The following is a 26143-nucleotide window of genomic DNA, read 5'->3' on the forward strand; positions in this document are numbered from 1 at the left end:
TTTTCTTGCAAAATAACAATAAGGCAAGAATGGAGGAAGGGATATGAATTCCATGATCCAAATGGACTCGGAAGTAGAAGAATCAAACTCAAATTCTGGTTTTTTTGATCTTTACCATAGGAACAGCTTTAAACAACCGGCACGTACCACCTGGATTGATGGCTGGAAAATAGAATATATGGCCATTGCCCAGCCAGAAACCATCCACAACACTCCAATTGTTATTATTGGCGGTGCTTTTCAAAATTTTAATTCTTATAAATATTGTGTGGAGCAATTGCTCAGTGCAGGCCCGATCATTCTAATTGACCTGCCTTCCATGGGCGCCAATCAGCAAATTACCAATCGCGATACCGGTATTTCTGCGGGAACACTGGAATTACCTGATTTGGCTCGAATGTTGGGTGAGTGGGTCGATATCGAAAATTTATCCAAAGTTTCAGTCATGGGTATGTCGCTCGGTTCGGTTGTGGCTTCAAGTTTTGCCGTGCAACGTCCGGAACTGGTCGATCGCATGATTCTGATGGGCGTGATGCAAAAGACGCGTAAAAGCTGGCGTATGTTGCTGGAAGAATCTTTGCATTTAATGAATGAACAGCGCATGGATGAGTTTGGTCAGGCGGTGATTTTGTATCTGGTCAATCATGCCAAAATCGATCAAACCCGCATGTCACCGACAGCAAAACGTTTATTCTTTAAACAGATGGCTGAATTTACCGCAACCGAGCAAGACCGTTATGAAATTAACTGTAGCCGTTTGCTACGTTTAACTGATGTCCCTATTCCACAATGTAAGGTACTGGTGGCATGTGGGCAATATGACAGTTTTACCTTGCCACATGAAAATGCCAATTTTGCTTTGCAATGTCCGGATATGGAATTTGCCATGATTGCCAATGCCGACCATGTACCTCAATTACAGCGCCGTAAGGAAACCATGGGCCTGTTCGCAACATTCCTGCAGGGACAATCCATTCAAAATGTAGAAGGGATTATTCCCATGAGCCGTGCCCAGTTGTCGACTTTGGAACGCCGTGCTGAAGAACGTATTGCGGTACAAAAACCGATGACTGTATTAATGCATCGTCATTCAGATTTGCACTTTTCCACGCATATTGTCGATTTAAACTTTTTTGGCGTTTTACTCGAGTTTACTCCTGGGGTAACTGACAAAGTTGCACAGTATCCACGTGATTTGGCCCTGCATCTGGAAGATGAAGAAGGTCAATTTAAAATTGAGTGCTTAATTTTTGAAGTTTATCCAACACGAGTTCGGGCTTTATTCAAGCATGGCAGTTTTGATGTGGCAGAACGTTTATTGCGTTATGTACAACGACAAAAAGAAGTGATGACGGTTTTAGAATCGGTCAGTTAATTTGTGATCCATCCCAAATAGAAACAGCGTTATATAACGCTGTTTTTTTTGCTTGCATGAATCATCCAGACCAGATCACCTAGATGCTCCTCCTTAGAGGTGAGGGGCACAGCTGAATTTTGCAAGTACTGCTGTGGCTGTACAATACTGACCTGTTCAAAACCGGCTTGCTGGAAAAACTCCTGCGCCTGCTGGGGATTAATAAAATGGAAACTAAATGCACTCTTGGACATCCATTTCAGTAATTTACTGCTGGCCCAAATAAAATTAGCCAGTTTATTTTTCACCGGTTCTGGATAGATGTCGGTAAGGTAATGCAGTTCTTTGAAATTCTGACCGTAATGTCTAATGGCTTGCAGTAGTTGTAATAACATGTCTTTGTTAAAATAGTTGATCAGACCTTCACTAATCACCACTAAGGGGCGCTTGGGATCAAATACATGAAAAGCCTGTTCAAAATCTGCAGTGAATAAGTCTATCGATAAAACGTCTGGACTATGGGCATCAATCTGTTTTAAAGCTTGGGTTTTGATTTTTGCCATATCGGGTAAATCCAGTTCACGATAATCAATATCAGGAAATTTCTGCCGGAAATTCCAGCCACGCGGAGAAAGCCCGCTGGCAATTTCAAGCACCTGTAAATCTGGATGCTGTTCAATCAGTTGCGTGAGATGCTGATCAATCATGCGGTGACGTTGTTTTAAGGTGGTACGCATACTGCCGCCCACAAATTTTTCTGCCCAGCTTTCTAAAGGATGCAGCAGTTTGGCCAGCATTTTTCCTTTCGAAGTTGCAAAAACCGGATGAGAAATTCCCATGGTATACCAGATGTAACCGGTGTAATGGGCAGTAAATGAAATATGTCGATGTTCTGAAAGTTGTTGTGTCATGTCATCCTGACCTTATCTGTTTTTTTTAGTTTTTAACGTTGGTTATTTATTGGTCGAGTCTCTTACGTTGCCCGTTTTGCTTATTTTTAGTTTTGATGCAAAGCAAAATGAGCTGAATTAAGCATACTTTTATTTTTGTTTATCATAAAGAAAAAGGAACACCTTGTCGTGTTCCTTTTGTCGTATTAATTCAATGATTTTTTAAAGTTTTCTATAGTATCGCGAACTTTTTGCCATTCTGCTCCCAAGTCCAGCGCTTGCCCAACACTAATCTCTGGAATTTTACCGCGCATACGCTCCAGACGTGCTTGATTCGGTAAAGGTAGATCACGAATCCCTTCTAGGGCAGTACATGCTGCTGAGCGATCATTACAGACCAGACCCATGTCACAACCGGCTTTGAGTGCAGCCTGAATACGGGCATCGGCACCGCCGGCAACACAGGCGGCCTGCATGGTTAAGTCATCGGAGAACAGCACGCCGTCAAAGTTGAGTTGCTGACGTAAAATGTTCTGAATCCAGTAGGGTGAGAAACCAGCAGGGTTCGGATCGACCTGATCATAAATCACATGTGCGGGCATCAAGGCATCCAGCTGCGGCATCAGCTGGATAAAAGTTTGCATATCCTTTTGATAAATTTCTTCATAGGAACGTGAATCTACTGGTGCGGCTACATGTGAATCGGCCTTAACCGAACCATGGCCCGGGAAATGTTTACCAGTATTGGCCATGCCTGCACGTTTCATGCCTTTGATGAAAGCACGGGCAAGGGGAACGATATCATCAATATTTTTGGCAAAACCGCGATCACCAATTACATCACTGACATCATTTAAATCCAGTACAGGGGCAAAACTGAAATCAATCCCAACAGCAAGCACTTCTGTGGCCATCAGCCAGCCACATTGTTCAGCCAATTCAACAGCACGTTCAGGTTCAGTCAGATAAAGTTCGCCTAAGCGACCCATGGCAGGCAGCAAGGTAAAGCCCTGTTTCAATCGCTGCACCCGACCGCCTTCCTGATCGACGGCAATTAAAATATCGGGTCTGATACGACGCATATGATCGGTTAAAGCACGAACCTGCTCAGGTGATTGTATATTTCGTGAAAATAAAATCATGCCACCTACTTGCGGTGCCTGTAATAGTTCAATATCTTCTTGAGTAAGTTCTGTGCCAGCGATGTCTAGCATCAATGCGCCAATCATATCGGTGTCCGTGTTGGAATTTTATAAAGAAAAACAATACCCGAATTCTGCAATGATTTGCTACATTTTGACAGTACAGAATATGATAAAACTACACGACATACACATATTAAGTTGTTTAAGATTTTGAATATACTGCGTTCATGTCGAAAAACGACGTTGTAATATTGGTCCAAGACCAAGGAAGTACGAATTATTTATGAAACTTCAATCATTAGCTTGTGCAGTTGCAATTGCGACTGGAGGGTTTTTCTTTACTCATGTAGTAAATGAGGCAATTGCTGCAAACAATACCGTTGCAGTTTCTCAAAGCATTCAGCCAACGCAGGAACAAGCCCTTGTATCACGCCAATTGGCTACTCTGGTTGACCGTCAGCATTATTTAAATCAGCGTTTAGATGCGGCAACTTCCAATCGTATTCTTGACTTTTATCTAGATAGTCTGGATGCAGACCATTCATTATTTTTGGTACCTGAAGTAGAACAATATAAGAAAAAGTATGGTGCAAATTTTGGGGCGGCTTTAAAAGCTGGGGATTTGTCGGGTCCGTATTTAATTCATGCACAGTATCGTGAACGCTTGAAACAGTTTTATGAGTTCATGCTGGCGGAATTGAAAAAGCCGCAAAACCTGAAACAAACCAATGTCTATATTGATACTGATCGTGAAAAAGCGCCTTATTTCAAGTCCGCAGCAGAGCAGCGCGCACATTGGCAAAAAATGCTGGTATCGCAACTCATCAACTTAAACATTAGTAAAGAAGAAGAGTCTGCGAAGCAAAAAGCCTTAAAAGATGATCCGACACTGGCCAATGGTCAGGATCTAGCTAGCCCTGAAGATTTAACTCCAGTTCAAACCCTGACCAAGCGTTATACCCGTCAGCTTGAACGCGTTAGCCGTGTAAAGAGCGATGATGTCCTCGACAAGACTTTGAATGCGATGATGCTGACCTATGATCCGCATAGTAACTATTTCCCACCGGTTGATGCGATGGAATTGAACCGTCAGACGACCTTGCAACTAGAAGGGATCGGCGTTTCGATTCGTCCTGAACGTGGCAATGAAGATTACACCAAGATTGAAACCATTGTTGAAGGTGGGCCGGCCAGCAAATCAGGTCAGATTAAACCGGGAGACCGTATTATTGGCGTAGCACAAGACGGCGATAAAATGGTCGATGTCATCGGTTGGGCCAGTAATGAAGTGGTCGGCCTGATCCGTGGTAAGCGTGGAACCAAGGTCACCCTGCGTTTGTTGGGTGCGGGTGCATCAATGGGGCAGGCACGTACAGTCAGCCTGGTGCGTGATGTCATTCAGGAAGAAGATGCGGGTGTTCGTTCACGTACCGTAGAGATCAAACGGGATGGCAAAAATCATACCTTTGGTGTGATTGAAATTCCGTCATTTTATTTGAATTATCGTGCGCGCCGTGCAGGTGCGGACTATCGTTCGGTTTCTGAAGATACCAACAATGCTTTAAAAAGCCTTGCAGCCAAGAATGTAGAAGGGATTATTATCGATTTGCGTAATAACCCGGGCGGCTCACTTGAAGAAGTTGCACGTATGTTGGGACAAGTCATCAAATCTGGTCCAGTGGTGCAAATTCGCGACGGTAATGGCAATGTCAGCGTATTTGAGGATGATGACGGTGGTGCACAAACCTATGCCGGTCCACTGGCGGTCATGGTCAACCTGGCTTCAGCATCGGCCAGTGAAATTTATTCTGCTGCTATTCAGGATTATGAGCGTGGTATCGTGATTGGCAGTACCACCACAGGTAAAGGTACAGCCCAGGTTCAACTGGATACTTTGGCCTATGGTCAGGCAACCTTGACCCAGCGTAAGTTCTATCGTGTTACGGGTGGAAGTACCCAAAATAAAGGGGTAGTACCTGACATCAAGCTGGTTGATATCTACAATGAAGAGTTTGGTGAGCGTAAGGCGAAGAATGCCTTGAAATGGGATACCATTCCAACCGCACCATTTAAGCGTGAAGGTTCGGTACAACCTTATGTGCAAAATCTGGCACAAATGTCACAACAGCGTGTAAGTGTTGATCCGCAATTTAAATATCTGGAGCAACGTAAAGCAATTGCGAAAAAAACCGATGAGCAAAAGCGTGTAGTGCTGGATATTGATCAGCGCAAAGCCGAGCTGAATGCACTTGAGCAGAAAACTTTAGAAGCGGAAAATCAGCGCCGCAGCCTGACGGGGCAAAAGCCTTATGCTAATTGGGAAAGTTATCAAGCCTCAATGGATGCTTTAATCGAGTCGCGTGCCAAAATGAAAGCAACACAACGACCTGCTTTGCCCGAAGAAGAAAGCTTTGTTATGGAATCTGCCAATATTTTATTAGATTATGCAAAATTACAATCCACTAAGGCTGCTGGCCAGTAGGCGCTGTTATTTTGTATTTTTCATTTAAATTTTCCGAAAAAGCCAGTTAGTTGATCTGACTGGCTTTTTATTGATGCATGAGCAAACAGAGGCATTAGTTTTAAAATGATTTTAAAAATATGAACGGTGTGAGGATAATGATAAAAATGTTGAACTATGTTTCTATTGTAAAATAAATACATTAGAAATAAAAAAGAATAGAGCAATTATCACTTGACCAAAATGGAATAGTATTAGATTCTTGTTTTAATTGATTGTTTTTATAACCACTCTTTAAAGATAAAAATTTTCTTGCTTGTATGAAAAGTATCAATCACGTGGATTAAAACAAGAAAGATACCTTATACGGAACTGAATATGGTTCATATACATTATGATTTTAGTCTGGTGATTGCTTCGATAGTTGTTACTATTTTGGTCTGTTATTTTACTGTTTCATTCGAACAATTATTATTCCGTGGCCTGCGTCAGAAATATGAAAAAATGCTTCTCGTCATCAGTGGTCTGATGCTTGGAGCTGCAATTTGGTGTATGCACTTTGCTGGTGTGCTCGCTTGTCATTTACCGGCAGATTACTCTTTTGATTATAGTCTTACTTTTGTTTCCTATCTTATTGCGTTCATTGCATCTACTTTTGCCATTTGGTTAACTACACGAGAAACCTTACCCTTTGGCCGGCTTGTTTTAGGTGCCGTACTCATGGGAATAGGTAGTGCCGGAATGCACTATACTGGCATGATGGCGCTGATCGTCAATCAGCATCGGATTTATTATGATCCTTTGCTGACAATTTTTTCTGTTTTAATTGCAATCGCGGGTTCAGGTTTAACGTTCTGGCTTATCTTTAAATATAAAAATGCAGTACAGCAAAAGCTGATGATCAAGATTTTTCTGGTAGTGATGATGGCGCTAACCATTGTCGCGATGCACTATGTCGGTATGTGGGCAATCGCTTTTTATGAAGTCTCTGCAGATCAACAGATTGCACCTTATCAAATTGGCCAAGGATTAATTTTATTAAGTGTGATTTTAGTCACCAGTTTAATTTTTCTCGCTGCATTTTGTGTTGCTGTGCTGGAACAAAGACTGGAAATCCGAAATATACAGCTTTCTAAAGCCAATCGTGAACTGGCCAATCAGGCTGTGCAGGACAATTTAACTAAGTTGCCCAATCGTTTATTCCTGGCGGAATATTCACATTTTTTATTTACCGATCATCGTTACAGGGATGATAAAATTGCCTTTCTCTATATCGACTTAGATCGTTTTAAAGCAGTCAATGATGTATTTGGGCATCATATCGGTGATCAGTTGCTGGTGCAACTGGCGACCCGCATTCAGCAGAATCTGAAACCAAACGAAAAACTGCTTCGTCTAGGTGGAGATGAGTTTTTGATGGTGCTGGAACAGGCTACCCTCGAACATGCAGTTGAAAAGGCCGAGCAGTTATTGGAACAAATCCAGGACAGCTTTTTGATTGCTGGTAAAGAAATTAATATTTCTAGCAGCATTGGCATCGCCCTGTATCCCGATCATGGTAATAATTTGCAGGATCTGCTGATTAATGCGGATGCAGCTATGTTGACGTCGAAATATCAAGGGAGAAATACCTATTCCCTGTTTAGTTACAGTGCTGATCAGCAGGAGACTAAAAGTCAGACCAAGCTGATTAATGATTTATATAAAGCAGTTGAAGAACAACAATTTGTTCTGTTTTATCAGCCCAAATTTACCACTGGGGATTATGCCATTTGCGGCGTAGAAGCCCTGATCCGCTGGAATCATCCAAGCTTGGGAATGTTGACGCCAAACATGTTTATCGCGGGGGCTGAAAAAACCGGGCTGATTATTCAAATGGGCTATTGGGCACTCGAGCAAGCCTGTAAGCAAATTCAAATCTGGGAACAGACCGATTCCAACTATTTTCCAGTCGCAGTGAATTTATCCGCCGTACAATTTGAACATAAACATCTGTTTACAACACTAGAAAAATTATTTGCTCAATATCAGATTAATCCTAATCATTTAGCCATCGAAATTACAGAATCGACAGCTATGCATCACGTGGACTCTACCATTCGGAGTTTTGAGCGGTTACGTCAGATGGGGATTAAACTGGCGATTGATGATTTTGGAACCGGGCATTCCAGCTTTTTATATTTGAAGAACCTGCCTGTGGATGAGTTGAAGATAGACCGGGAATTTATCCGGGATCTGGCAGTCGGCTCAAAAGATGAAATCATTCTGGCAAGTATTATCCAGCTGGCCATAAAACTGGGTTTGGTGGTCACTGCAGAAGGGGTGGAAACACCTTTGCAGGCAGATATCCTGACCCGTTTAGGCTGTCAGCAATTGCAGGGTTTTCTGCTGGGGATGCCAATGGATGTGAACCGTCTGGAAACAATGGACAAGGCAATATTTACCTAAACTTGATGCGGGTTGAACAGGTTTAGTTTATTTCAAAAGTTTTATGATCTGTTGCAATAGGGTCAATTTTTCATATTGATCGTATTTGATCTTGAGCACTCTGGTTCTGTAGTAAGTATTTTCCATAAGTTTTAAAAATGAGTTAGCGGCGCAGGTCGCTCAGCGACGTACATTCGCCATTATTTCCCACCTAGGGTGAATAATATCATTAAGTTTATTTGATAAATTCATAGTCTGGCTGAAGAGTAGTTTGAAAATACACTTTATATTTCAACTATATTCAGCTGCTTTTGATTTGGTCTAGTTACAATGGAATAAAATGTCAGCATTACAAATATAAGATAAAAATAATAATGATTGCTTTTACCAGTTCCAATCATCTTTAAAGAGTTATTTTTTAATTAAGTTATTGATATAAATAAATATAATTATTTTTTATTCAATGGGCTTTTTTGTGCAACTTTAGTCGAAGATAATATATATGGTTGAAATTTATACATTTTATAAAAATTTAAAGTATTGTTTCCGATTTAGGTGGCTTAGATGATTTTGTCTAAAAATGATACAAAAAGCCATATTTGTGTTGTTGGAAAAGTTCTAAATTGTAAACATTATGAATAAAAAGTGAAGGAAACACTTTAGTAATCTTTAAATGTATTTTCACGAAATCATTAACTTTTAAATAAAACGTTTCAATTTAAGAAAAAAAGGATGCTGGTCAAAGGCATCTAATTTCCACCTCATTTTGTTGAGAGGACTAGATTATGAATAAGATTTATCGTTGTATATATAATGAAGCATTAGGTACATGGGTGGCTGTTAGTGAGCTAGCACAGGCAAAGGGCAAGCGCAGCCGGGGACGTTTAGCAAAAACCATTTTGGCGACCAGCCTTGCTGTGGCGGGAACCGTAGGCAGCTCTGCAGCTTTTGCAGTTGATTTACCAGCAGCCAGTTATTCACAAATTATTGTAGATGGAAGTGATGCGAGCGTTACTCTGACTTCTGCAACAACGCCTGTTGTTGTAGGACCGATTGATGCTGAAATTGGATCTTATCCTGAAACTTTGCCAGATCCTCAGCCAGATTCAACCATTGTCGTGGCCAATGGTGCACAGTTTAATTATTCATCGCTGGAAGCTACCAATAACTATGCATCAACTGCTTTCAATTTATTGGGAGATGGAAGCGGTACATTAACGCAAGCACAGCAGGCCTATTTGGATAAGAATGCCACCGATATGGCCAAGACCACCAAAGGCAAGCATGGTGAATTAGAGCTTGCCGCTGTTCCTGCCGGTGTTGTACAGATTGTTGGCAATGGTACATTTGGAACTGTCGGGCAAGCTGCCGATGCAGGCAATACTTTAATTCATTTAGGTGCTGAAAGTAGTTTGACTGCTACAGGTACTGCACATGGTATTTATGCAGCCAACCAGACCGGTAATGTGAACGTAACCATTGCGGGAGATATTACTACCCCTGATCGTGTGTTTGGTGCCACGTATACCGGAAATGTATTAGGCCCTGCTGTGGATGGAAACGGCAATCCTATCTATGTTCAGCAAACTGATGGAAATGGTGAATTAGTTGTTGATGAGTTCAATAATCCTGTCTATGTCCAGTTAATTGAACACGACAAACCTGTATTTGATGAAAATGGTGATCCTGTTTATCTTCAGGTCATGGAGCCTACCGGGGATACCCGCGAAGTAGCTGTAGTGACTGCCGGTGGTGGTCATGGTGTTTATGTCGATACTCTATCACCAACAGGAATTTATCCTGAAACGCCACAAGCCATTTCTATCACACAGCTGTCTACGAGTACCATTGCGGCTGGCGGTGCTGGAATTAAGGGAGTTGCAGGTGGCTTGGGCACCGTGAGTATTAGTCAGGATGCGGGTGCCGTCATTGGTGCTGGTGATGGTGGTATCGCTGCAGAAGGTGAAGCCGGTGATGTCACTGTAGCGATGGCTGGCACGATTAATTCTGGCGGTAACGGTATTCATGCGCATGCGGGCGCAGGCGATGTAACAGTGAATCTGGCTTCAACTGCGCAAATTGTTGCTGGTGAAAGTGGTCTTCATGCCCATACTAGCAACTATAAAGGCGAAGATGGATTAGCATCGGGAAATAAAAGCGTTGTCACTGTCGTGACCGCTGATGGTAGCTCGATTCAAGCTGCTGAATCCGGCATTCATGCCCATTCCGGTGGTGGTAACGTGATTGTCAATAATGCTGCTGATATTGTGGCTGCAACGCTTGAGCCTATCAATAATGAAGTGGTTTATGCCAATAGTTCAACCGCCATGCAGGATATTAGCAATGGTGGACGTGCGATTCATGCCCATTCTGGCGGTGGAACCGTTACAGTAAATTCTTCAGGTGATTTGTTGGCCTATGAAGATGGAATCTATGCTCACTCAGGTGGTCATAATGACGATGGCACTGAGTTTGTGAATGCCAACAAAGTTGTCGTCAATACATCTGGAAATATAATCAGTGCTATTGGCAATGGTATTCGTGTCAATACTTCAGGTGCTGCTGAAATTACCAATACTGCAAATATTACGGCTGCTTTTAGAGATTATGTCCCAGTTGAAGGTGATTTACCTTTCCCTAACGAACCAGAAAATCCTGCGAATTGGGAGTTGGCAGATATGTACGCCATTTTAGGTGGCGCTGGTGACGAAACGGTTAATCAGCAAGGTGGTACGCTAATCGGTGGTATTAATCTGAAAGCAGGTGACGATACGCTGATTGCAACTGGCGGTAAAATAGTCGGTGATATCTGGATGGAAGCTGGTTCAGATACCCTGAGCCTGAAAGCAGGAACTGATGTTTCAGAACTTAGCTATCTGGACGGCGGTTCGCAAGCGGATACCTTAAATATTGGTGTCGATTTGACTGGTCGTTCTGAAGCCGAGCCAGTAGAGACCATCTACCCTGAATTCCCAATATTGCCAGGTGCAGCGGGTAATGTCGCACTGGTAGGCTGGGAAACCGTTAATGTGCAGGATGGTGCAGTCTTTAGCCTGAGTGGTGATCTTAATTTATCAGGTGATTCTGAGCCTGTGCCAACAATCATGATGCTCGCGCCAACTACAACAGGTACATTGAATATTGAAGAGGGTAGTACGCTCGCGTTGGCACCAGGCACCCTTGCATCGACAGTAACTGCGAATGTGAACAATTTTGGTACTATCGACTTGCATCGTGGTGATGCAGCACCTGTCAACACGTTAACCGTTGAAGGGAATTATGCTGCTGGTTCAGATTTAATTGTGGATGTGAATCTGGCTACAGGTGCAACAGACCAACTTGTGATTAATGGGACTGCAACAGGGAATACCCATGTGACCGCGATTAACGGTTTAGGCGATGTCACTGCGGCAGATCAGATCACTCAACTTCCGACGGTCATTGTTACAGATCCAACAGGTGGTGGTACATTTACTGGAATGGCAGGAACGTCAAATGCTGGTGAAGGTCAACTAATATCAAATGAACTAGGAACGGAATATAGCTGGACGCTGAATGCCTTGAATGCTGAAGGCACACCAATCTATAAAGCGGAAGTATCGGGCTATACCCAAATGCCATATGCCAACACCTTACTGGGCTATGACATGCTGGGTACCTTGCATGATCGTGTCGGTGAGCAGCAGACTTGGGCTTGGGACAAGTGTGGTGAATGCCAGGAAACTCAGGGCAATCAGGTATGGGTACGAGTACGTGGCGGCAATACCGAGTTAACGGGTGATAACCGTCTGGATATGGAAATGGATAACTTCGTAGCGCAACTGGGCTATGATTTTTCAGTCAACTACAATCCGGACAATGGTTCACGTCGTCATACTGGTTTCATGCTGGGCTATGGCCAAAGCAAGATCGACTTCTTTGACCAATACCGTGCCGAAAATGCACAGATCGTTGCAGATAAATTTACCGGTGAAGGCACTACCGATGCAGCAAGTGTAGGATTGTACTCGACTTATTACGACAAAAATGGCAGCTATCTGGATTTAGTTGGTCAAGTGTCTTATTTGCAAAACGAATATAAAGCTCGTGATGGTCATAATGCTGATCAGGACGGTTGGGGTGCTGGCTTATCCGCTGAGGTGGGTCGTCCGTACAAATTGGGCAACAGCCACTGGCTGATTGAACCGCAGGCTCAATTGTCTTATCAGTTTGTTAGCCTGGAAGACTTCAATGATGGCAGTGCACATGTAGATCAGGATGATCAACACAGCCTGAGAGGCCGTATTGGTACACGTTTGGCCTATAACGCACCGACTGCAGACTACCGTACCAAAACTTTCTATGCAGTTGCCAATGTACTGAGCGACTTTATTGAACCGACCGATGTCAATATTGGCCGTGACAAGTTGAATGAAGACTATAGCCGTACTTGGGGTGAGGTTGGTTTAGGGATGCAGTTGCCGATTGCCACATCTGCCTATGTTTATGCAGATGCACGCTATCAGCAAGAGCTGTCTGGTGAAGACCGTAATGGCTACACCGGCACGATTGGTCTGAAACACAGCTGGTAATTCTGAAGCAGGTCATTCCCGGCATATGCCATGCCGGGGATGATCATTCAAGCATGAAATAGAAGGAAATCGTGATGAAACAAAAACTGATAATGACATGTGTGGCTTCAGCTTTGCTTAGTTTGACAGCGTGTGCCAGCCTGCAGAATGTTGATAATAAATGGTGTCCGCCGGTAGAAGCGGCTCCGGCACCAGTTGTGGTTCCACCAGCACCTGTACAGATGGAGCGTGTGGAACTGTCTGCGGATGCCCTATTTAAGTTCGACCGTTCCACTGTTGCGGATCTGTTACCTGAAGGACGCCGTCAGCTGGATGAACTGGCGAGCCGCATCAGTAATGGTTATGTACGGATTGAACAGATTCGTATTACTGGTCATACTGACCGTCTTGGTTCGGAAAGCTACAACCAGCGTCTCGGCCTGGCCCGGGCAACTACGGTCAAAGACTATTTGATGAGCCAAGGCGTGAATGTGGCGATGGAAGTGGCAAGTGCCGGTGAAAGTCAGCCTAAAACCACCAATTGTGTGGGTAATAAGGCAACTGCAACACTGATTGCCTGTTTGCAGCCGGATCGTCGGGTTGAAGTTGATGTCACTGGTGTGAAGAAAGCAGAATAGTTTAAGTGTTAATTGGGCCCGGGTGAAATCATCCGGGCTTTTGTTTATCTACAGCTTTTATTGTTGTGTAGAATCATTCCCTCATGCTGATGATGTTCATGTATGAACAGCAGTTTTATTCCTACAGCAATTTTTCTTAATTTTCACTGAATAGATAGCTAGGGGATAGAATGATGCTATCTATAGATATGAACCGTCTATCAGTGGTGATCAAAGTGCTTTAATCGTGAACACCCCGATACAATAACTATAAATCTGCTACAATTGCGCCAATTTTAAGTTATCACTTCACTGGCTTGATACACATTGATACGTGTGTACAAAGCGGTGTACATATTGAAGATTTTCCCTATGTTTAAAGAGCAACTCGCTAGAGAAGTCGCGACTCGCAGGACGTTCGCCATTATTTCCCACCCCGATGCCGGTAAAACCACCATGACAGAAAAGCTGCTGTTATGGGGTCAGGCGATTCAGGTTGCAGGGATGGTGAAAAGCCGTAAATCGGACCGTGCCGCCACCTCTGACTGGATGGAAATGGAAAAGGAACGTGGTATTTCGATCACCACCTCGGTAATGCAGTTCCCGTTTAAAGACAAGATGATCAACCTGCTGGACACTCCGGGACACGAAGACTTTTCGGAAGATACTTACCGTACCCTGACTGCTGTGGATTCAGCGTTGATGGTGATTGATGGTGCAAAAGGTGTCGAGGACCGTACCATTAAATTGATGGAAGTGTGTCGTATGCGTGACACGCCGATCATCTCTTTCGTCAACAAAATGGACCGTGAAATCCGTGAGCCTTTAGAGCTTTTGGATGAAATTGAAAACGTCCTGAAAATCAAATGTGTGCCATTAACCTGGCCACTCGGTACCGGCCGTGATTTTGCCGGTGTTTATAATCTTCTGGAAGAAAAATTCTACGTTTACAAAGCCGGTTTTGGTTCAGTAATTACCGACATCGAAGTGCGTGATGGTTATGACCATGCAGACCTGCGTGAAAAAGTCGGTGAGCTGGCATGGGCAGCATTTGAGGAATCTCTGGAACTGGTTCAAATGGCCAATGAACCATTAGACCGTGAAGAATTCCTGGCGGGTCGTCAAACACCTGTTTTATTTGGTACGGCGCTGGGTAACTTTGGTGTCGACCATGTACTGGAGGCTTTCAGTAACTATGCACCTGAACCTAAAGCCCATCCGACCCAAGACCGTAAAGTAGACTCCACTGAAGAAGGTTTCACCGGCTTTGTCTTCAAGATTCAGGCCAATATGGATCCGAAACACCGTGACCGTATTGCCTTCATGCGAATCTGTTCAGGCAAGTACGAAAAAGGTATGAAAATGAAGCATGTACGTATTGATAAAGACGTGCGCATCAGTGATGCCTTGACTTTCCTGGCCGGTGATCGTCAGCACCTGGAAGAAGCATGGCCGGGCGATATTATTGGTTTACACAACCACGGTACCATCCAGATTGGCGACACCTTTACTTCAGGTGAAAAACTGCAGTTTACCGGTATTCCACACTTTGCTCCGGAAATGTTCCGCCGTGTGCGTCTGAAAGATCCATTGAAGTCGAAACAGCTGCAAAAAGGTCTGAAAGAGCTTTCAGAAGAAGGTGCAACCCAGGTATTCATGCCGCAAAACAGCAATGACCTGATTGTGGGTGCAGTCGGTGTGCTGCAGTTTGAAGTGGTCGCATACCGTCTGAAAGAAGAGTATAAAGTAGACTGCGTCTACGAGCCGGTCAGCATCAATACCGTTCGTTGGGTATCTTGTGAAGATGAGAAGAAATTCAACGAATTCAAGAAAAAAGCCCATGACCAGTTGTCAGTCGATGGGGGTGGTCACCTGACTTATCTGGCACCAAGCCGGGTGAATTTGCAGCTCATGCAGGAGCGTTATCCGGATATCGTGTTCCGTAATACCCGTGAACACTAAGACAACCAAAAAAACAGCTTCTTTATGAAGCTGTTTTATTATGTAGAATCATTAAGATAAATGAATTGCTTGAGAAAAAGAGTGGTCGGCATGAATGGAAAACTCGGGGCTGTATCCGTAATCATCATGGGGCTGATGCTCAGTGCCTGTGATGCTTCAAAACAAGAATCCAAACAACCTGATCAGGAACAGTCGCCAGCTTCAGTCTTTAAAACCGAAAAAGCAGAGGTCTTGCCGTATTTAAATATTCAGGAGCAAGAGGCAAAAATTGCCTTGCCTTTTTGTGAAACAAAGAACTGTATTGACCTGAGTATTCAAACGGTACATACCGAAGATGCCTGGTTAAATGACTGGATTGCCAAGAGTCAAGCCAAGGTTATTCAAGATCAAATTGGTTTAAAACAGGACATGAGCCTGCAGCAGGCCGTAAATGCCTATGTGAAAAAGTCGGATACCTGGCAGGCAGAATTTGCCAAAAATAAGCCCTATGAACTGTCAATGTATACCCGAATTGCCTATCAGCGTAATCAATATGTGCTGATACAATTAGGCGTCGACACGACGCAGGAAGAAGTAAAAGTAAAAGAGCGCTATTATTTCTTTGTAGCTGACCGTAAAAAACACAAAGCGGTGACGTTGCTGGATATTCTGGAACCTCAGCAGCAAACCGCCATGAATAGTATTGTGCAGCAGGCTTATCAAAAATGGTTAAAGCAACAAAAGGCTGAAGTCAGACAGAAAGCGCCAAAGAAACTGTACTGGGGACAGGCAGACTGGTTCTTTGATCAGGAAGGGATCGGTTTGCATTATCGCACCCATGAAATTGTTAAAGATGGTGCCCAGCTGGATATTTATTTAACCAAAGAACAAACCAAGCAGATATTGAAAGCTGACGCTTATCAGCATATGTTTTAGTCATCGGTAATCAATTCAGACATTGAGTGAACGTCCATTTACCAGATTTAAGTTTATAGGTCAGATGATGCTAAAAAATAAAACGATCTTTACTCTCAGTGTTGTTGCGGCGGCAATTGCCTTGAGTGCATGCCAACCTAAACAGCCTGAGCCTAAAAAAGAGGACAAAGTAGCCCAATCGCAAGCTGCTCAAGCCAAAGCTTTAACATTGGCAGGCGACACGGAAAAGCTGACTTTAAATTTGCCTGAATGTGATGGGAATAGTTGTCCTGAAATAAATGTCGAGCGTCTTTCCAGTAACCAGGCATTTATTGATGAATTTATTGATCAACAAGTTTTAAAGCAGCTGGATCAAATTTTAGATATTTCGCCGAAATTGTTGAAGACAGAGCAGCAGGCGACTACAGCAAGTGGAAATTCGAAAGATTTAAATCCAGCTCAGGCATCTGAAGCTGCTGCATCGGAAACTATTGAAACACCGAAACAGAAACTGGAAAAACAGGTGGCGCCTTATCTACAGACCTTTTTATCGCTGGATAAAGAACTAAAAGCCTTAAGTGCCAATCATCAGATCAGCCTGATGATCAAGCCGAAGATTCTCAATGCAGGCCAACCTTTGGCAACTGTGGTGTTAAATTCCAGCAGTTATCTGGGTGGTGCACATGGTTCATCCTCACAGTATTATTATAACTTTGATTTGAAAAAGAAAAAATTGGTCGAGTTGGATGATATTCTGGCGCCAAAACAGAAAGCTGTACTGGAACAGAAAGCTCATGAAGAGTTTAAACGTTGGGTTATTGATTCCAAGTTGGCAAATAGCGTTGAAGAATACGAACAGGCGTGGAAATTTACTTTATCGGACAATTTTTACCTATCCACTCAAGGTCTGATTTTGCAATATGGCGAATATGAAATTGGGCCTTATGTGGTGGGATTGCCACGTTTGACCATTCCTTATGAGCAGTTGCAAACCGTACTGAAGAAAGAGTACTTGCCTCAGGCTGAAGTCAAAAATGATGCTGCATCGGCAAGTACACCTATTGCAAATAAAGCCCAATCTTAATGTCTTATTCACTGTTTGATACCCATACCCATTTTGATGTTCCCGATTTCGATGCAGATCGGGAGCAACTGGCGCATGCGGCCAAAGCAGTTGGAGTAGAACGCTTGATTTTGATTGGTTTTGTTCAGTCGCGTTTTCAGGATCTGCTCTACATTCAGCATTTTCTCAATCAATTAAAAGATGCTCCTCAAAGTTATTTAGCACCGGGATTGCATCCTGTTTATATTGAACAGCATCAAAATGCACATTTGGCCGATTTAGAATCATTATTGAAAAATGAAGATTGTGTCGCAGTTGGAGAAATTGGTTTAGATAGCTTTTTAGCACAGCACAAGCAGCCAGACATGTTTCAGAAACAAAAAGATTTTTTTGCTGCACAATTGGAATTGGCGCAACAGTTTAATAAGCCGGTGTTATTGCATATCCGCAAATCACATGCAGAAACACTGGCGATATTAAAACAGCAGCAATTTAGCTTGGGGGGAATTGCCCATGCCTTTAGTGGTGGGATAGAAGAGGCCAAGGCCTTTATTCAACTGGGCTTTAAAATTGGCATCACTGGGCAAATTACCAATCCCAATGCCAAAAAACTGCATCGCGTGGTTCAGGCGATTGGTGCTGAACATCTGGTTCTGGAAACCGATTGTCCGGATATGACACCCTTATGCTGTCAAAGTTCCACTGAACATCGAACCCGCAATACGCCAGTCAATTTACCTTATGTTCTGGATGGATTGGCACAATCGCTGAATCTGGACCAGGCTTTTCTTGCCGCACAACTCTGGCAAAACTCCCTGGATGCTTTAAAGTTGGCATCTTGAAAAACATTGTAAAATCATATTTTATCCATCAATATGGGTTTTTAGGGTATGTTGTGCCATGAATCGGCTTGCTTGTCTGAGCGATATTTTATGCAAAGTTGCAAAGATTCATTTTCTGTTCTTAAATGCGTTTTATACTAATTCAAAAATCGGTGGTGTTTCAAAAAGTATGCTGACATTAAATGAAGCCATTATTGATGTAAAAAAAGGTTAAGTCGAAAGCTTTAAAATGGTTTTCAATCTTTTTTGAAAAATTACAACTCCTTCTAAAACCGCGCCTAATTCGATGCCTTATTTTGCAATTATTACCTTCAATACCTACAGTAAAAAATTTACCAATACTTTGCTTGCAGTTTTTAAAAGCAGTTATGAAACTGTCCCAATGATCACTTGCAATTCGGGTGTAGTGAATACCTAATTGTTTAAGCTTTGTCTTCAATCGTTGAACTGTAGCTAAGTCTCTTTTACCCCAAACATAAGCAACAATCTCACCTGTTTCTCGATGGTAGGCGTAAATAAGCCATTGTTTATTATTTTTATTTCCCACAAAAGTCCAAAACTCATCAACTTCAAGAGACTCATAATGACTTTGTTTAGGCTGAATTTGGTAGGTCGATTCGGTTAAAGTACGTAAAACTTTACCGATACTGATTCGCTCAACTTCAGCGATATCTCGTATACCACTACCTCTGACCATCAACTGTAATATTTTTCGAGTAATGCCTGAATTACATCCTAGATAGCTCAGAGCATGGTCACCAATAAACTGACGTTTACAGTCTTTGCACTGATAGTTTTGTTTCCCATCTACTTTGATGCCATTTTTCTTTATACTGTCACTGAGGCAGGTTGGACATTTGATTTCTAGAGTTATTCGCATTTCTCTATTTTATCAAAATTCAACCTGCTTTGTTTCAGCATACTTTTTGAAACACCACCCAAAAATCTAAATGACAATAATGAGGGAATTATGCAAAGTAATAATCCTATTTTAACCCGGGTCGAAACCCAGAGTGATTTTAACCATGCCATGACGGTGCAAGGTGCCATTCAAAAGTCGGTGATATTGACGGTAATTGCTGCTGTAGTCGGTATATCACTCTTTTTATATAGCTTTCTGACCCTGAATATATCGATGGCTTATGCTGCCGCAATGGTGGGAGCGATTGGTGGATTTATCCTGGCACTCATCGTCACATTCAAGCCGAATACCGCCCCCACATTAGCCATTCCTTATGCACTGTTTGAAGGGGCATTTTTAGGGGGAATTTCGGTTGTATTTCAGCTGAAATTTCCAGGTGTACCTTTACAAGCCTTGCTGGCAACCTTTGTTACCACATTGGTCATGTTTGGGTTATACCGCTTCCAGATTATTCGTGCCACAGAAAAATTTAAAGCTGTAGTGATGTCCGCTTCGATTGCCATTGCCATTGTATTTGTAGTGCAAATGGTTATGGGGTTGGCTTTTGGTTCTAGTATTCCCTATATTTTTGAAAGCAACTGGCTGGGGATTGGCTTTGCTGCATTTGTCGCAGTCATTGCTTCTTTAAACCTGATACTCGATTTTGACCTGATCGAATCATCTGCTGCACAGTATGCGCCAAAAGCGATGGAATGGTTGTGTGGTATTGCCTTGTTGGCGACCTTGGTCTGGATGTATTATTCCTTCCTGCGCTTGCTGGGCTTATTACAAGGGGATGATTAATCCTTTTAACCAGGACAGCGAGCTAGATAGTACGATCAGTTCAGAAATGCTCCGCAATGGCGGAGCATTTTTTTGATTTTTACACAACATGTTAAAAAAAGGCGCATTATGCAATTTCGCAAATGCTTCAGACTTGGCATTATGCTGCTAAATTATTTTGAGTGAGATTCACATGGCACAAGGACTATTGGCGGGTAAGCGTTTTCTCATCGCGGGTATTGCAAGTAAATTATCCATTGCATTTGGTATTGCTCAAGCCTTGCATCGTGAAGGTGCTGAACTGGCATTTACCTATCCGAATGAAAAATTAAAAAAACGTGTTGATGAGTTTGCTGCACAATTCGGTTCAACACTGGTTTTCCCTTGTGACGTGGCGGTAGATGCTGAAATTGACCAGACTTTTGCAGAATTGGCAAAACATTGGGATGGTCTGGATGGCGTGGTTCATTCAATCGGTTTTGCACCAGCACATACTTTAGATGGTGACTTTACCGATGTTACCGACCGTGAAGGTTTTAACATTGCCCACGACATTAGTGCATACAGTTTTATTGCCATGGCACGTGCTGCAAAACCTTTATTAAAAGTTCGCCAAGGCTGCTTGCTGACTTTGACTTATCAAGGTTCTGAACGTGTAATGCCGAATTACAATGTTATGGGTATGGCGAAGGCATCATTGGAAGCGGGTGTACGTTATTTGGCATCAAGCCTTGGCGCAGAAGGCATTCGTGTAAATGCTATTTCAGCAGGTCCAATCCGTACTCTTGCAGCTTCAGGTATCAAGTCTTTCCGTAAAATGCTCGACCTGAATGAAAAAGTTGCGCCACTGAAACGTAATGTGACCATTGAAGATGTCGGTAATGCGGCATTGTTCCTGTGCTCACCTTGGGCTAATGGTATTACTGGCGAAATTATGTATGTTGATGCCGGCTTTAATACTGTGGGTATGAGCGCTGATTTAATGATGGATGGTGAATAAATTCATCTAAAAGCTCCTCCCTTTTTTAAAGGGAGGTTGGGAGGGATTCTGTAATCTCCCCCAACCCCTCTTTGATAAAGAGGGGCTTTCTCCTCTCAGGAGAGGGAAATATGGCAATAAAAAAGACCGCAAATGCGGTCTTTTTTATATTGAAGCTTAAGCGATTAAGCTTGACCTTCAGCAGCGGCTGCTTGCGCACGTTGCATATTTGCTTCGAATTCAGCATCGAAGTTAATTGGTGTAAGCAGCAATTGCGGGAAGCTTCCTTTGGTGACCATATCATTCACTGCTTCGCGTAAGAACGGGAACAGGATATTTGGACAATAAGCACCCAGAATATATGGCAGGCGTTCTTCTTCAACACCGTCAATCAGGAAAATACCGGCTTGAGTTACATCCACGATAAATGCAGTATCACCTGCATTGTTCGCTTGAACCACGACTTGTAATGACACTTCGTAATGCGTCGCATCAATTTTTTCTGCAGAAGAAGACAGGTTGATATTTAATTCAGGCTGCCATTCTTTAGTAAATACTTGTGCCCCAGGTACTTCAAAAGAAATATCTTTAGTGTAAATACGTTCTAGTGCTAATTGTGGTTGAGCTTGTTGTTCACTCATTCTTTAATCCTTAATATGAAGAGCTGACTTAATATAGGGTTAAGCCAATAGTTCGTTTAGTTTTCCTTCACGCTCTAAAGCATAAAGTTGATCAAAACCACCAATAAACTGGTCGTTAATAAAAATTTGTGGAACAGTACGATGATTGGTGCGTTGCATCAGTTCCACACGTACTTCAGGCGCTTCGTTAGATAAGTTAATTTCTTTATAAGCCACGCCTTTACGCTCAAGAAGTTGTTTTGCGCGAATGCAATATGGGCATACGGTGGTGGAATAAATAATTACTTCAGCCATTCAAAATCTCCAAGCGTATTATTTGCTTTTAATCAGGGGTAAGCCTTGCACTTTCCAGTTGTTGATTCCACCGTCTAGACGGTAACTGTCGGCATGTCCCACTTGTTGTAAGGCAGTTCCTGCGATTTGACCCAGGTTACAAATGAACACTAGTGGTCGATCGGCAGATTTTAACTCTTCAATATGACTGGTAATCTGGCTATAGGGAATATTACGGCTACCGCTGATATGACCTTCACGGAAATCTTTAGCATCACGTAAATCAATCAGCATGGCATTTTTAGCTTTGACTAAAATACCTAAAGATTGTGGTGAAATTTTACGGCCATTGCGTTGTCCTTCTAAAATAAAGAACAAAACAACCAACACCCCGAGTGTTCCAAACAAGAAGGGGTGATTCCCCATAAATTCGAACCAACGTTCCACAAGTCACCTAATTACAATTTCAAAATTGCGTAGAGTATAGCCTATAAATATGGCGATCAAAATCACTGCTTCAAGGGCTAAGGGTTAAGAAAAATTAATTTTTTTGCTGCGCTTCAGTAATTTCATCGATTAAACGCAAATAACTGTCTAAACGGCGTTGCAAGATTTCACTAGATTCCACAGCCTGACGCAAAGCACATTGCTTTTCATGCTTATGGGTACAGTTACGGAACTGGCAATGTCCCAGCAAATTTTCAATTTCAGGAAAGCCATGCTGCACTTTGGCCAGGTCCAGATGCCATAAACCAAATTCACGGATTCCCGGAGAGTCAATCAGTGCAGCGCCTTCACCAAAGGCAATTAAACGGGTAGAAGTGGTCGTGTGCTGACCCAGCGCCGAGTTTTCCGAAATGATATTGGTTTTTTGCGCCGCTTCGGGAACCATGGCATTAATCAGCGAGCTTTTGCCGACACCAGACTGACCGACAAAGGCGACCGTTTCACCGGCCAGGCGTTTTGCCAGTTCAGTTAAATCGCCATCAGATTGAGTTTGCATCACTTCATAACCCAAGACCTGATATTCTTTGACCAAGTCTAGAATCGGGTCATTTTCCTGAATTAAATCTGCTTTATTCAATACCAGTAAAGCTGGAATTTCAGCATCAGCACAGGCCACCAGATAACGGTCAATCAGGCTGGGGGCAACTTCTGGAAAAGAGGCAAACACAATCACAATCAGGCTGACATTGGCAGCAACAGGTTTAACCTTGTGATAACGGTCAGGACGGGTTAGCAGCGATTTACGTGGATGAATGGCGGTAATGATGCCAAGTCCGGTATTCGGATCGGCCTGCCATTTGACCCGGTCACCTGTGACTAGTGCTTCCAGATTGGTTCGGGTATGACAGCGCCATACACTGCCGACTTCAATCGGCTTCCAGAACGGTTCGGGTTCACCTGCTGCAACGACAGGTTTACTCGGGTGATTTTCGGGCGTTGATAAGGCTTGCACTTCAAGTTGACGACCATAATGTTGAACCACCAGGCCTTCTAAATCATTTGAAGTGTCGGGTTCTTCTTGACGTGTTTGATGTTGTTTCTGAATGCGACGTTGCTGCTGTTCAGTTAAACGACGTTTACGAATTAAAGCCATTCATATCCTAAAAAAAAGCATGGACTAAGAATGGCAAAAATAGCATGAAGCGGGGTAGGAGTTACAGCCAAGTTGCAATAAATTTGCTACTATAGCCATTTTTAAGCCCAATAAGATTGCACATTTATGAGCAGCACCCCTGATACTCGCCTGATTTGGATTGACCTTGAAATGACAGGTCTGGATACGGATAACGACCAAATTATTGAAGTTGCAACGATTGTGACTGACGATAACCTGAATATTCTGGCGGAAGGTCCAGTGCTGGCTGTGCATCAGTCGGATCGCGTACTGAATGCGATGGATGAATGGAATACGCGTCAGCATGGTCAATCGGGGCTGATCGAACGGGTACGCCGCAGTAAATTGACTGCACAAGATGCCGAACAGCAAACCCTGGAATTCCTGAAAAAATGGGTTAATCCAAAATCATCCCCGATGTGTGGTAACTCCATTTGTCAGGATCGCCGTTTCTTGCACCGTTTAATGCCGGAAATGGAACAGTACTTCCATTACCGTAATCTGGATGTATCTTCAGTGAAAGAGCTGGCAAAACGCTGGCGTCCGGAAATTATGAGTGGCTTGAAGAAAAATGCCTCACATTTAGCGATGGATGACATCCGTGATTCGATTGCCGAACTGAAATATTATCGTGAATATTTCTTTATCATGAATAAATAAAGTAGTATTGATAAATGGATAGAAAAGGGGCGAAAGCCTCTTTTTTTATGTCTGCTACAGTTATTGAATGATGAGAAAGAGATAGATTATCGAATTGAGCCGGAATTTGATAAAATGCGTCGGTGTTTTTTAGCTGTTAGATGACGAATGACTGATCTTCCTGAAGATGATGAATATGAACGCCGCTTTGCCGGGGTAGAAAAAATTTATGGAGATGAGGCGTTTTGTCAATACGAACACAGCCATGTGATGGTCATCGGCATTGGCGGCGTGGGTTCCTGGGCGGTTGAAGCCTTGGCACGTACCGGCATTGCTGAGCTGACCCTGATTGATATGGATGTGGTCGCTGCATCGAATATTAACCGTCAATTGCCGGCCATGAGTTCGACCCTGGGACGGGAAAAAATTGAAGTGATGGCCGAGCGCTGTTATTCAATTAATCCACGGATCAAAATTAACGTGGTGGATGACTATCTAACCCCAGACAATGTCAAAGAACTGTTAGAAAAAGCCCCTGATGTGGTTCTGGACTGTATTGATGATGTCAAAGCCAAGCTGGCGTTAATGCTGCATTGCCGTTTTAATAAAATTCCGCTGATTGTCTCGGGTGGGGCCGGTGGTAAGCTGGACCCTTTAAAAATCCGTGTTGCCGATTTGTCCAAAACTGAACAGGACCCGATGCTGGCGAAACTGCGCAGTCAGTTACGTGCCAAAGGTATTTGCAAAAAGCCGAAAGAAAAATTTGGCATTACTTGCGTGTATTCCATTGATAATCCGTTTTCTGGCGCAGAAGTCTGTGCCAGTGCAGGCTTACGTTGTGGCGGTTATGGCTCGGCAGTGGTGGTGACCTCAAGTTTTGCTATGGTAGCGGTATCAGAAGTGTTAAAAAAACTGGTACTAAAAAAGCCTAAAAAATTGCAATGACCTCATCACGATAAAAATTAGAAGCTTATAAAAAGGATGAATCCGATGTGATGTGATCGGGTTCATCCAGATTTTGAAAGCTTATAAAAATTAAAGTCCAAAATAATAAGCCAATACACAAATGACAATAGTCAGCAGAATCAGTTTGATGACGCCTGATGTCCCGACCTTGTGCGAGGCATGTGCAGGATGGCTTTTTACTTGTGGAGCGCTATGTGGAGTGCTGGGTGCATCATCCAGAGGATTGGCGACTTCAACTTTGGTTAAGCGTGCGGATTGATAATGATTGGCAACTTTAACTATAAATTTTGCAGTTAAATCATCCAGCTTTTGCGAGAAATGGCGTAGATTCAGCTGCTCTTCTGCTGTCAGTTCACTGCCATCCGCATGATAGGGATGTTGCTGTTTTTGCTGAATATAACTAGCTAGTGCTTCTAAACGATGCAGTGTGGTATGCGCATAATCCGCCTGATAATCGCTTGGCAGTAAAGGCAGATATTTACTCTCGGATAATGGGGAGCCATCGGCATTTTCCGTTGCAGTTTGCGGCATTCCATAATATGGAAAATCCCGCTGGGCAGGCTCGATAAAGCCTTGGGCAAACTTGCTGTCAAATAATTCGTTATTAGTATAAATCTGAATGTCATCCCACTTCGGCTGTTGCAGATCGGCATCGATACGCTTTGCCAGTTTTGAATTCAACTCGAAACGCCAGAAGGTTTCCTGACGACACTGTTCCTGTTGTGGCTTGGGCGCTGCATAGTCATGATCTGCGTTATACCACTCGGCCAACTCCTTGCCAAAAATCCATGCCGTTTTCTTATTTTGTTCATGGCTGACAATAAAATGCGGAATGGCCAGCAGTTCCACATTGGCATTTGGATTTTGTTCATCATTGAGCAGACTGGAACTGTGCAGGCTGATGCGCAGCGTTCCCTGTTTTTTTAGACCTTCCAGCCAGATTTGAAAATGTTGTGCCAATAAATGTTGTGACAGCAGATCTCGGAAACGCAAATTGTGCTGGTTAAAAATGGCATGTTGTACCCAATGATTAAAGCTCAGATTCTGGCTGAGATATTCATTGCCATAGGTCACCAAAGTAAGCTGCTGTTTCCAAATCTGATCGAGTGCCATTGTTATTGATCTCATAAATATT

The 26143-nt window shown here is 43.0% G+C and carries 21 protein-coding genes and 1 pseudogene; 14 read left to right on the top strand and 8 right to left on the bottom strand.

Annotated features, from left to right (window positions below; genetic code table 11):
* Positions 1-43: 43 nt before the first annotated feature.
* Positions 44-1375 (top strand): alpha/beta fold hydrolase, encoded by a 1332-nt coding sequence (locus JFY49_RS02925; RefSeq protein ID WP_200223686.1) that lies wholly within the window; start codon positions 44-46, stop codon positions 1373-1375.
* A 29-nt stretch (positions 1376-1404) separates the two neighbouring features.
* Here the strand turns inward: JFY49_RS02925 and JFY49_RS02930 are convergent, their stop codons facing one another.
* Positions 1405-2265: a class I SAM-dependent methyltransferase gene (locus tag JFY49_RS02930; RefSeq protein ID WP_200223687.1), complete on the bottom strand. Its 861-nt coding sequence runs from the start codon at positions 2263-2265 to the stop codon at positions 1405-1407.
* Positions 2266-2450: 185 nt separating this feature from the next.
* A complete protein-coding gene (gene nagZ, locus JFY49_RS02935; protein ID WP_200223688.1) occupies positions 2451-3473 on the bottom strand; it encodes a beta-N-acetylhexosaminidase in 1023 nt (340 codons plus the stop codon).
* A gap of 199 nt (positions 3474-3672) precedes the next feature.
* Here nagZ and JFY49_RS02940 point away from each other — a divergent pair, with 199 nt between their 5' ends.
* The 9 genes and pseudogenes from JFY49_RS02940 (at position 3673) to JFY49_RS02975 (ending at position 18205) form a co-directional block, all read left to right on the top strand.
* Positions 3673-5871: a carboxy terminal-processing peptidase gene (locus tag JFY49_RS02940; RefSeq protein ID WP_200223689.1), complete on the top strand. Its 2199-nt coding sequence runs from the start codon at positions 3673-3675 to the stop codon at positions 5869-5871.
* Positions 5872-6228: 357 nt separating this feature from the next.
* Positions 6229-8298: a putative bifunctional diguanylate cyclase/phosphodiesterase gene (locus tag JFY49_RS02945; RefSeq protein ID WP_200223690.1), complete on the top strand. Its 2070-nt coding sequence runs from the start codon at positions 6229-6231 to the stop codon at positions 8296-8298.
* A 124-nt stretch (positions 8299-8422) separates the two neighbouring features.
* Positions 8423-8488, top strand: a pseudogene (locus JFY49_RS17745) (hypothetical protein); the annotation flags it as partial.
* A gap of 574 nt (positions 8489-9062) precedes the next feature.
* The gene (locus JFY49_RS02950; RefSeq protein WP_200223691.1) at positions 9063-12848 is read left to right on the top strand and encodes an autotransporter outer membrane beta-barrel domain-containing protein; all 3786 of its coding nucleotides are present in this window, start codon (positions 9063-9065) and stop codon (positions 12846-12848) included.
* Positions 12849-12922: 74 nt separating this feature from the next.
* Positions 12923-13465, top strand: a complete 543-nt coding sequence (locus tag JFY49_RS02955) for an OmpA family protein (protein WP_200223692.1) — start codon at positions 12923-12925, stop codon at positions 13463-13465.
* 351 nt (positions 13466-13816) lie between these two features.
* Positions 13817-15406 carry a peptide chain release factor 3 gene (locus JFY49_RS02960; protein WP_200223693.1) on the top strand — a complete coding sequence of 530 codons (1590 nt, stop codon included), beginning with the start codon at positions 13817-13819 and terminating at the stop codon, positions 15404-15406.
* Positions 15407-15496: 90 nt separating this feature from the next.
* Positions 15497-16321: a hypothetical protein gene (locus JFY49_RS02965; RefSeq protein ID WP_200223695.1), complete on the top strand. Its 825-nt coding sequence runs from the start codon at positions 15497-15499 to the stop codon at positions 16319-16321.
* Positions 16322-16388: 67 nt separating this feature from the next.
* A complete protein-coding gene (locus tag JFY49_RS02970; protein WP_200223696.1) occupies positions 16389-17384 on the top strand; it encodes an RsiV family protein in 996 nt (331 codons plus the stop codon).
* The gene (locus JFY49_RS02975) at positions 17384-18205 is read left to right on the top strand and encodes a TatD family hydrolase (protein ID WP_200223697.1); all 822 of its coding nucleotides are present in this window, start codon (positions 17384-17386) and stop codon (positions 18203-18205) included. Before JFY49_RS02970 ends, JFY49_RS02975 begins: the two co-directional genes overlap by 1 nt.
* Positions 18206-18383: 178 nt before the next feature.
* Here JFY49_RS02975 and JFY49_RS02980 read toward each other — a convergent pair whose 3' ends face one another.
* Positions 18384-19085: an IS1-like element ISPa14 family transposase gene (locus tag JFY49_RS02980; protein ID WP_001223318.1), complete on the bottom strand. Its 702-nt coding sequence runs from the start codon at positions 19083-19085 to the stop codon at positions 18384-18386.
* A 90-nt stretch (positions 19086-19175) separates the two neighbouring features.
* Here JFY49_RS02980 and JFY49_RS02985 point away from each other — a divergent pair, with 90 nt between their 5' ends.
* Positions 19176-19910, top strand: coding sequence for a Bax inhibitor-1/YccA family membrane protein (locus JFY49_RS02985; RefSeq protein WP_200223698.1), 735 nt, complete (start codon positions 19176-19178; stop codon positions 19908-19910).
* Positions 19911-20082: 172 nt separating this feature from the next.
* On the top strand, positions 20083-20889 hold the full coding sequence (locus JFY49_RS02990) for an enoyl-ACP reductase (RefSeq protein WP_200223699.1): 807 nt from the start codon (positions 20083-20085) through the stop codon (positions 20887-20889).
* Positions 20890-21053: 164 nt separating this feature from the next.
* On the opposite strand, the gene secB is transcribed toward JFY49_RS02990, so the two are convergent.
* The 4 genes from secB to rsgA all read right to left on the bottom strand — a co-directional run bounded on the left by secB (position 21054) and on the right by rsgA (position 23382).
* Positions 21054-21509, bottom strand: a complete 456-nt coding sequence (secB, locus tag JFY49_RS02995; RefSeq protein ID WP_166169354.1) for a protein-export chaperone SecB — start codon at positions 21507-21509, stop codon at positions 21054-21056.
* Between the two features lie 39 nt (positions 21510-21548).
* Positions 21549-21803, bottom strand: coding sequence for a glutaredoxin 3 (gene grxC / locus JFY49_RS03000; RefSeq protein WP_086197473.1), 255 nt, complete (start codon positions 21801-21803; stop codon positions 21549-21551).
* Positions 21804-21821: 18 nt separating this feature from the next.
* Positions 21822-22229: a rhodanese-like domain-containing protein gene (locus tag JFY49_RS03005; RefSeq protein ID WP_086197472.1), complete on the bottom strand. Its 408-nt coding sequence runs from the start codon at positions 22227-22229 to the stop codon at positions 21822-21824.
* A 94-nt stretch (positions 22230-22323) separates the two neighbouring features.
* A complete protein-coding gene (rsgA, locus tag JFY49_RS03010; protein ID WP_200223705.1) occupies positions 22324-23382 on the bottom strand; it encodes a small ribosomal subunit biogenesis GTPase RsgA in 1059 nt (352 codons plus the stop codon).
* 126 nt (positions 23383-23508) lie between these two features.
* On the opposite strand from rsgA, the gene orn reads away from it, so the two are divergent.
* Together orn and JFY49_RS03020 are read left to right on the top strand one after the other, a co-directional pair.
* Positions 23509-24063, top strand: a complete 555-nt coding sequence (orn, locus tag JFY49_RS03015) for an oligoribonuclease (protein ID WP_086197470.1) — start codon at positions 23509-23511, stop codon at positions 24061-24063.
* 147 nt (positions 24064-24210) lie between these two features.
* Positions 24211-24987: a ThiF family adenylyltransferase gene (locus tag JFY49_RS03020; RefSeq protein WP_200223707.1), complete on the top strand. Its 777-nt coding sequence runs from the start codon at positions 24211-24213 to the stop codon at positions 24985-24987.
* 90 nt (positions 24988-25077) lie between these two features.
* Here JFY49_RS03020 and JFY49_RS03025 read toward each other — a convergent pair whose 3' ends face one another.
* On the bottom strand, positions 25078-26121 hold the full coding sequence (locus tag JFY49_RS03025; protein WP_200224782.1) for a hypothetical protein: 1044 nt from the start codon (positions 26119-26121) through the stop codon (positions 25078-25080).
* Positions 26122-26143: the final 22 nt, after the last annotated feature.

The sequence above is a fragment of the Acinetobacter sp. CS-2 genome (assembly GCF_016599715.1).
Classification (GTDB): Bacteria; Pseudomonadota; Gammaproteobacteria; order Pseudomonadales; family Moraxellaceae; genus Acinetobacter.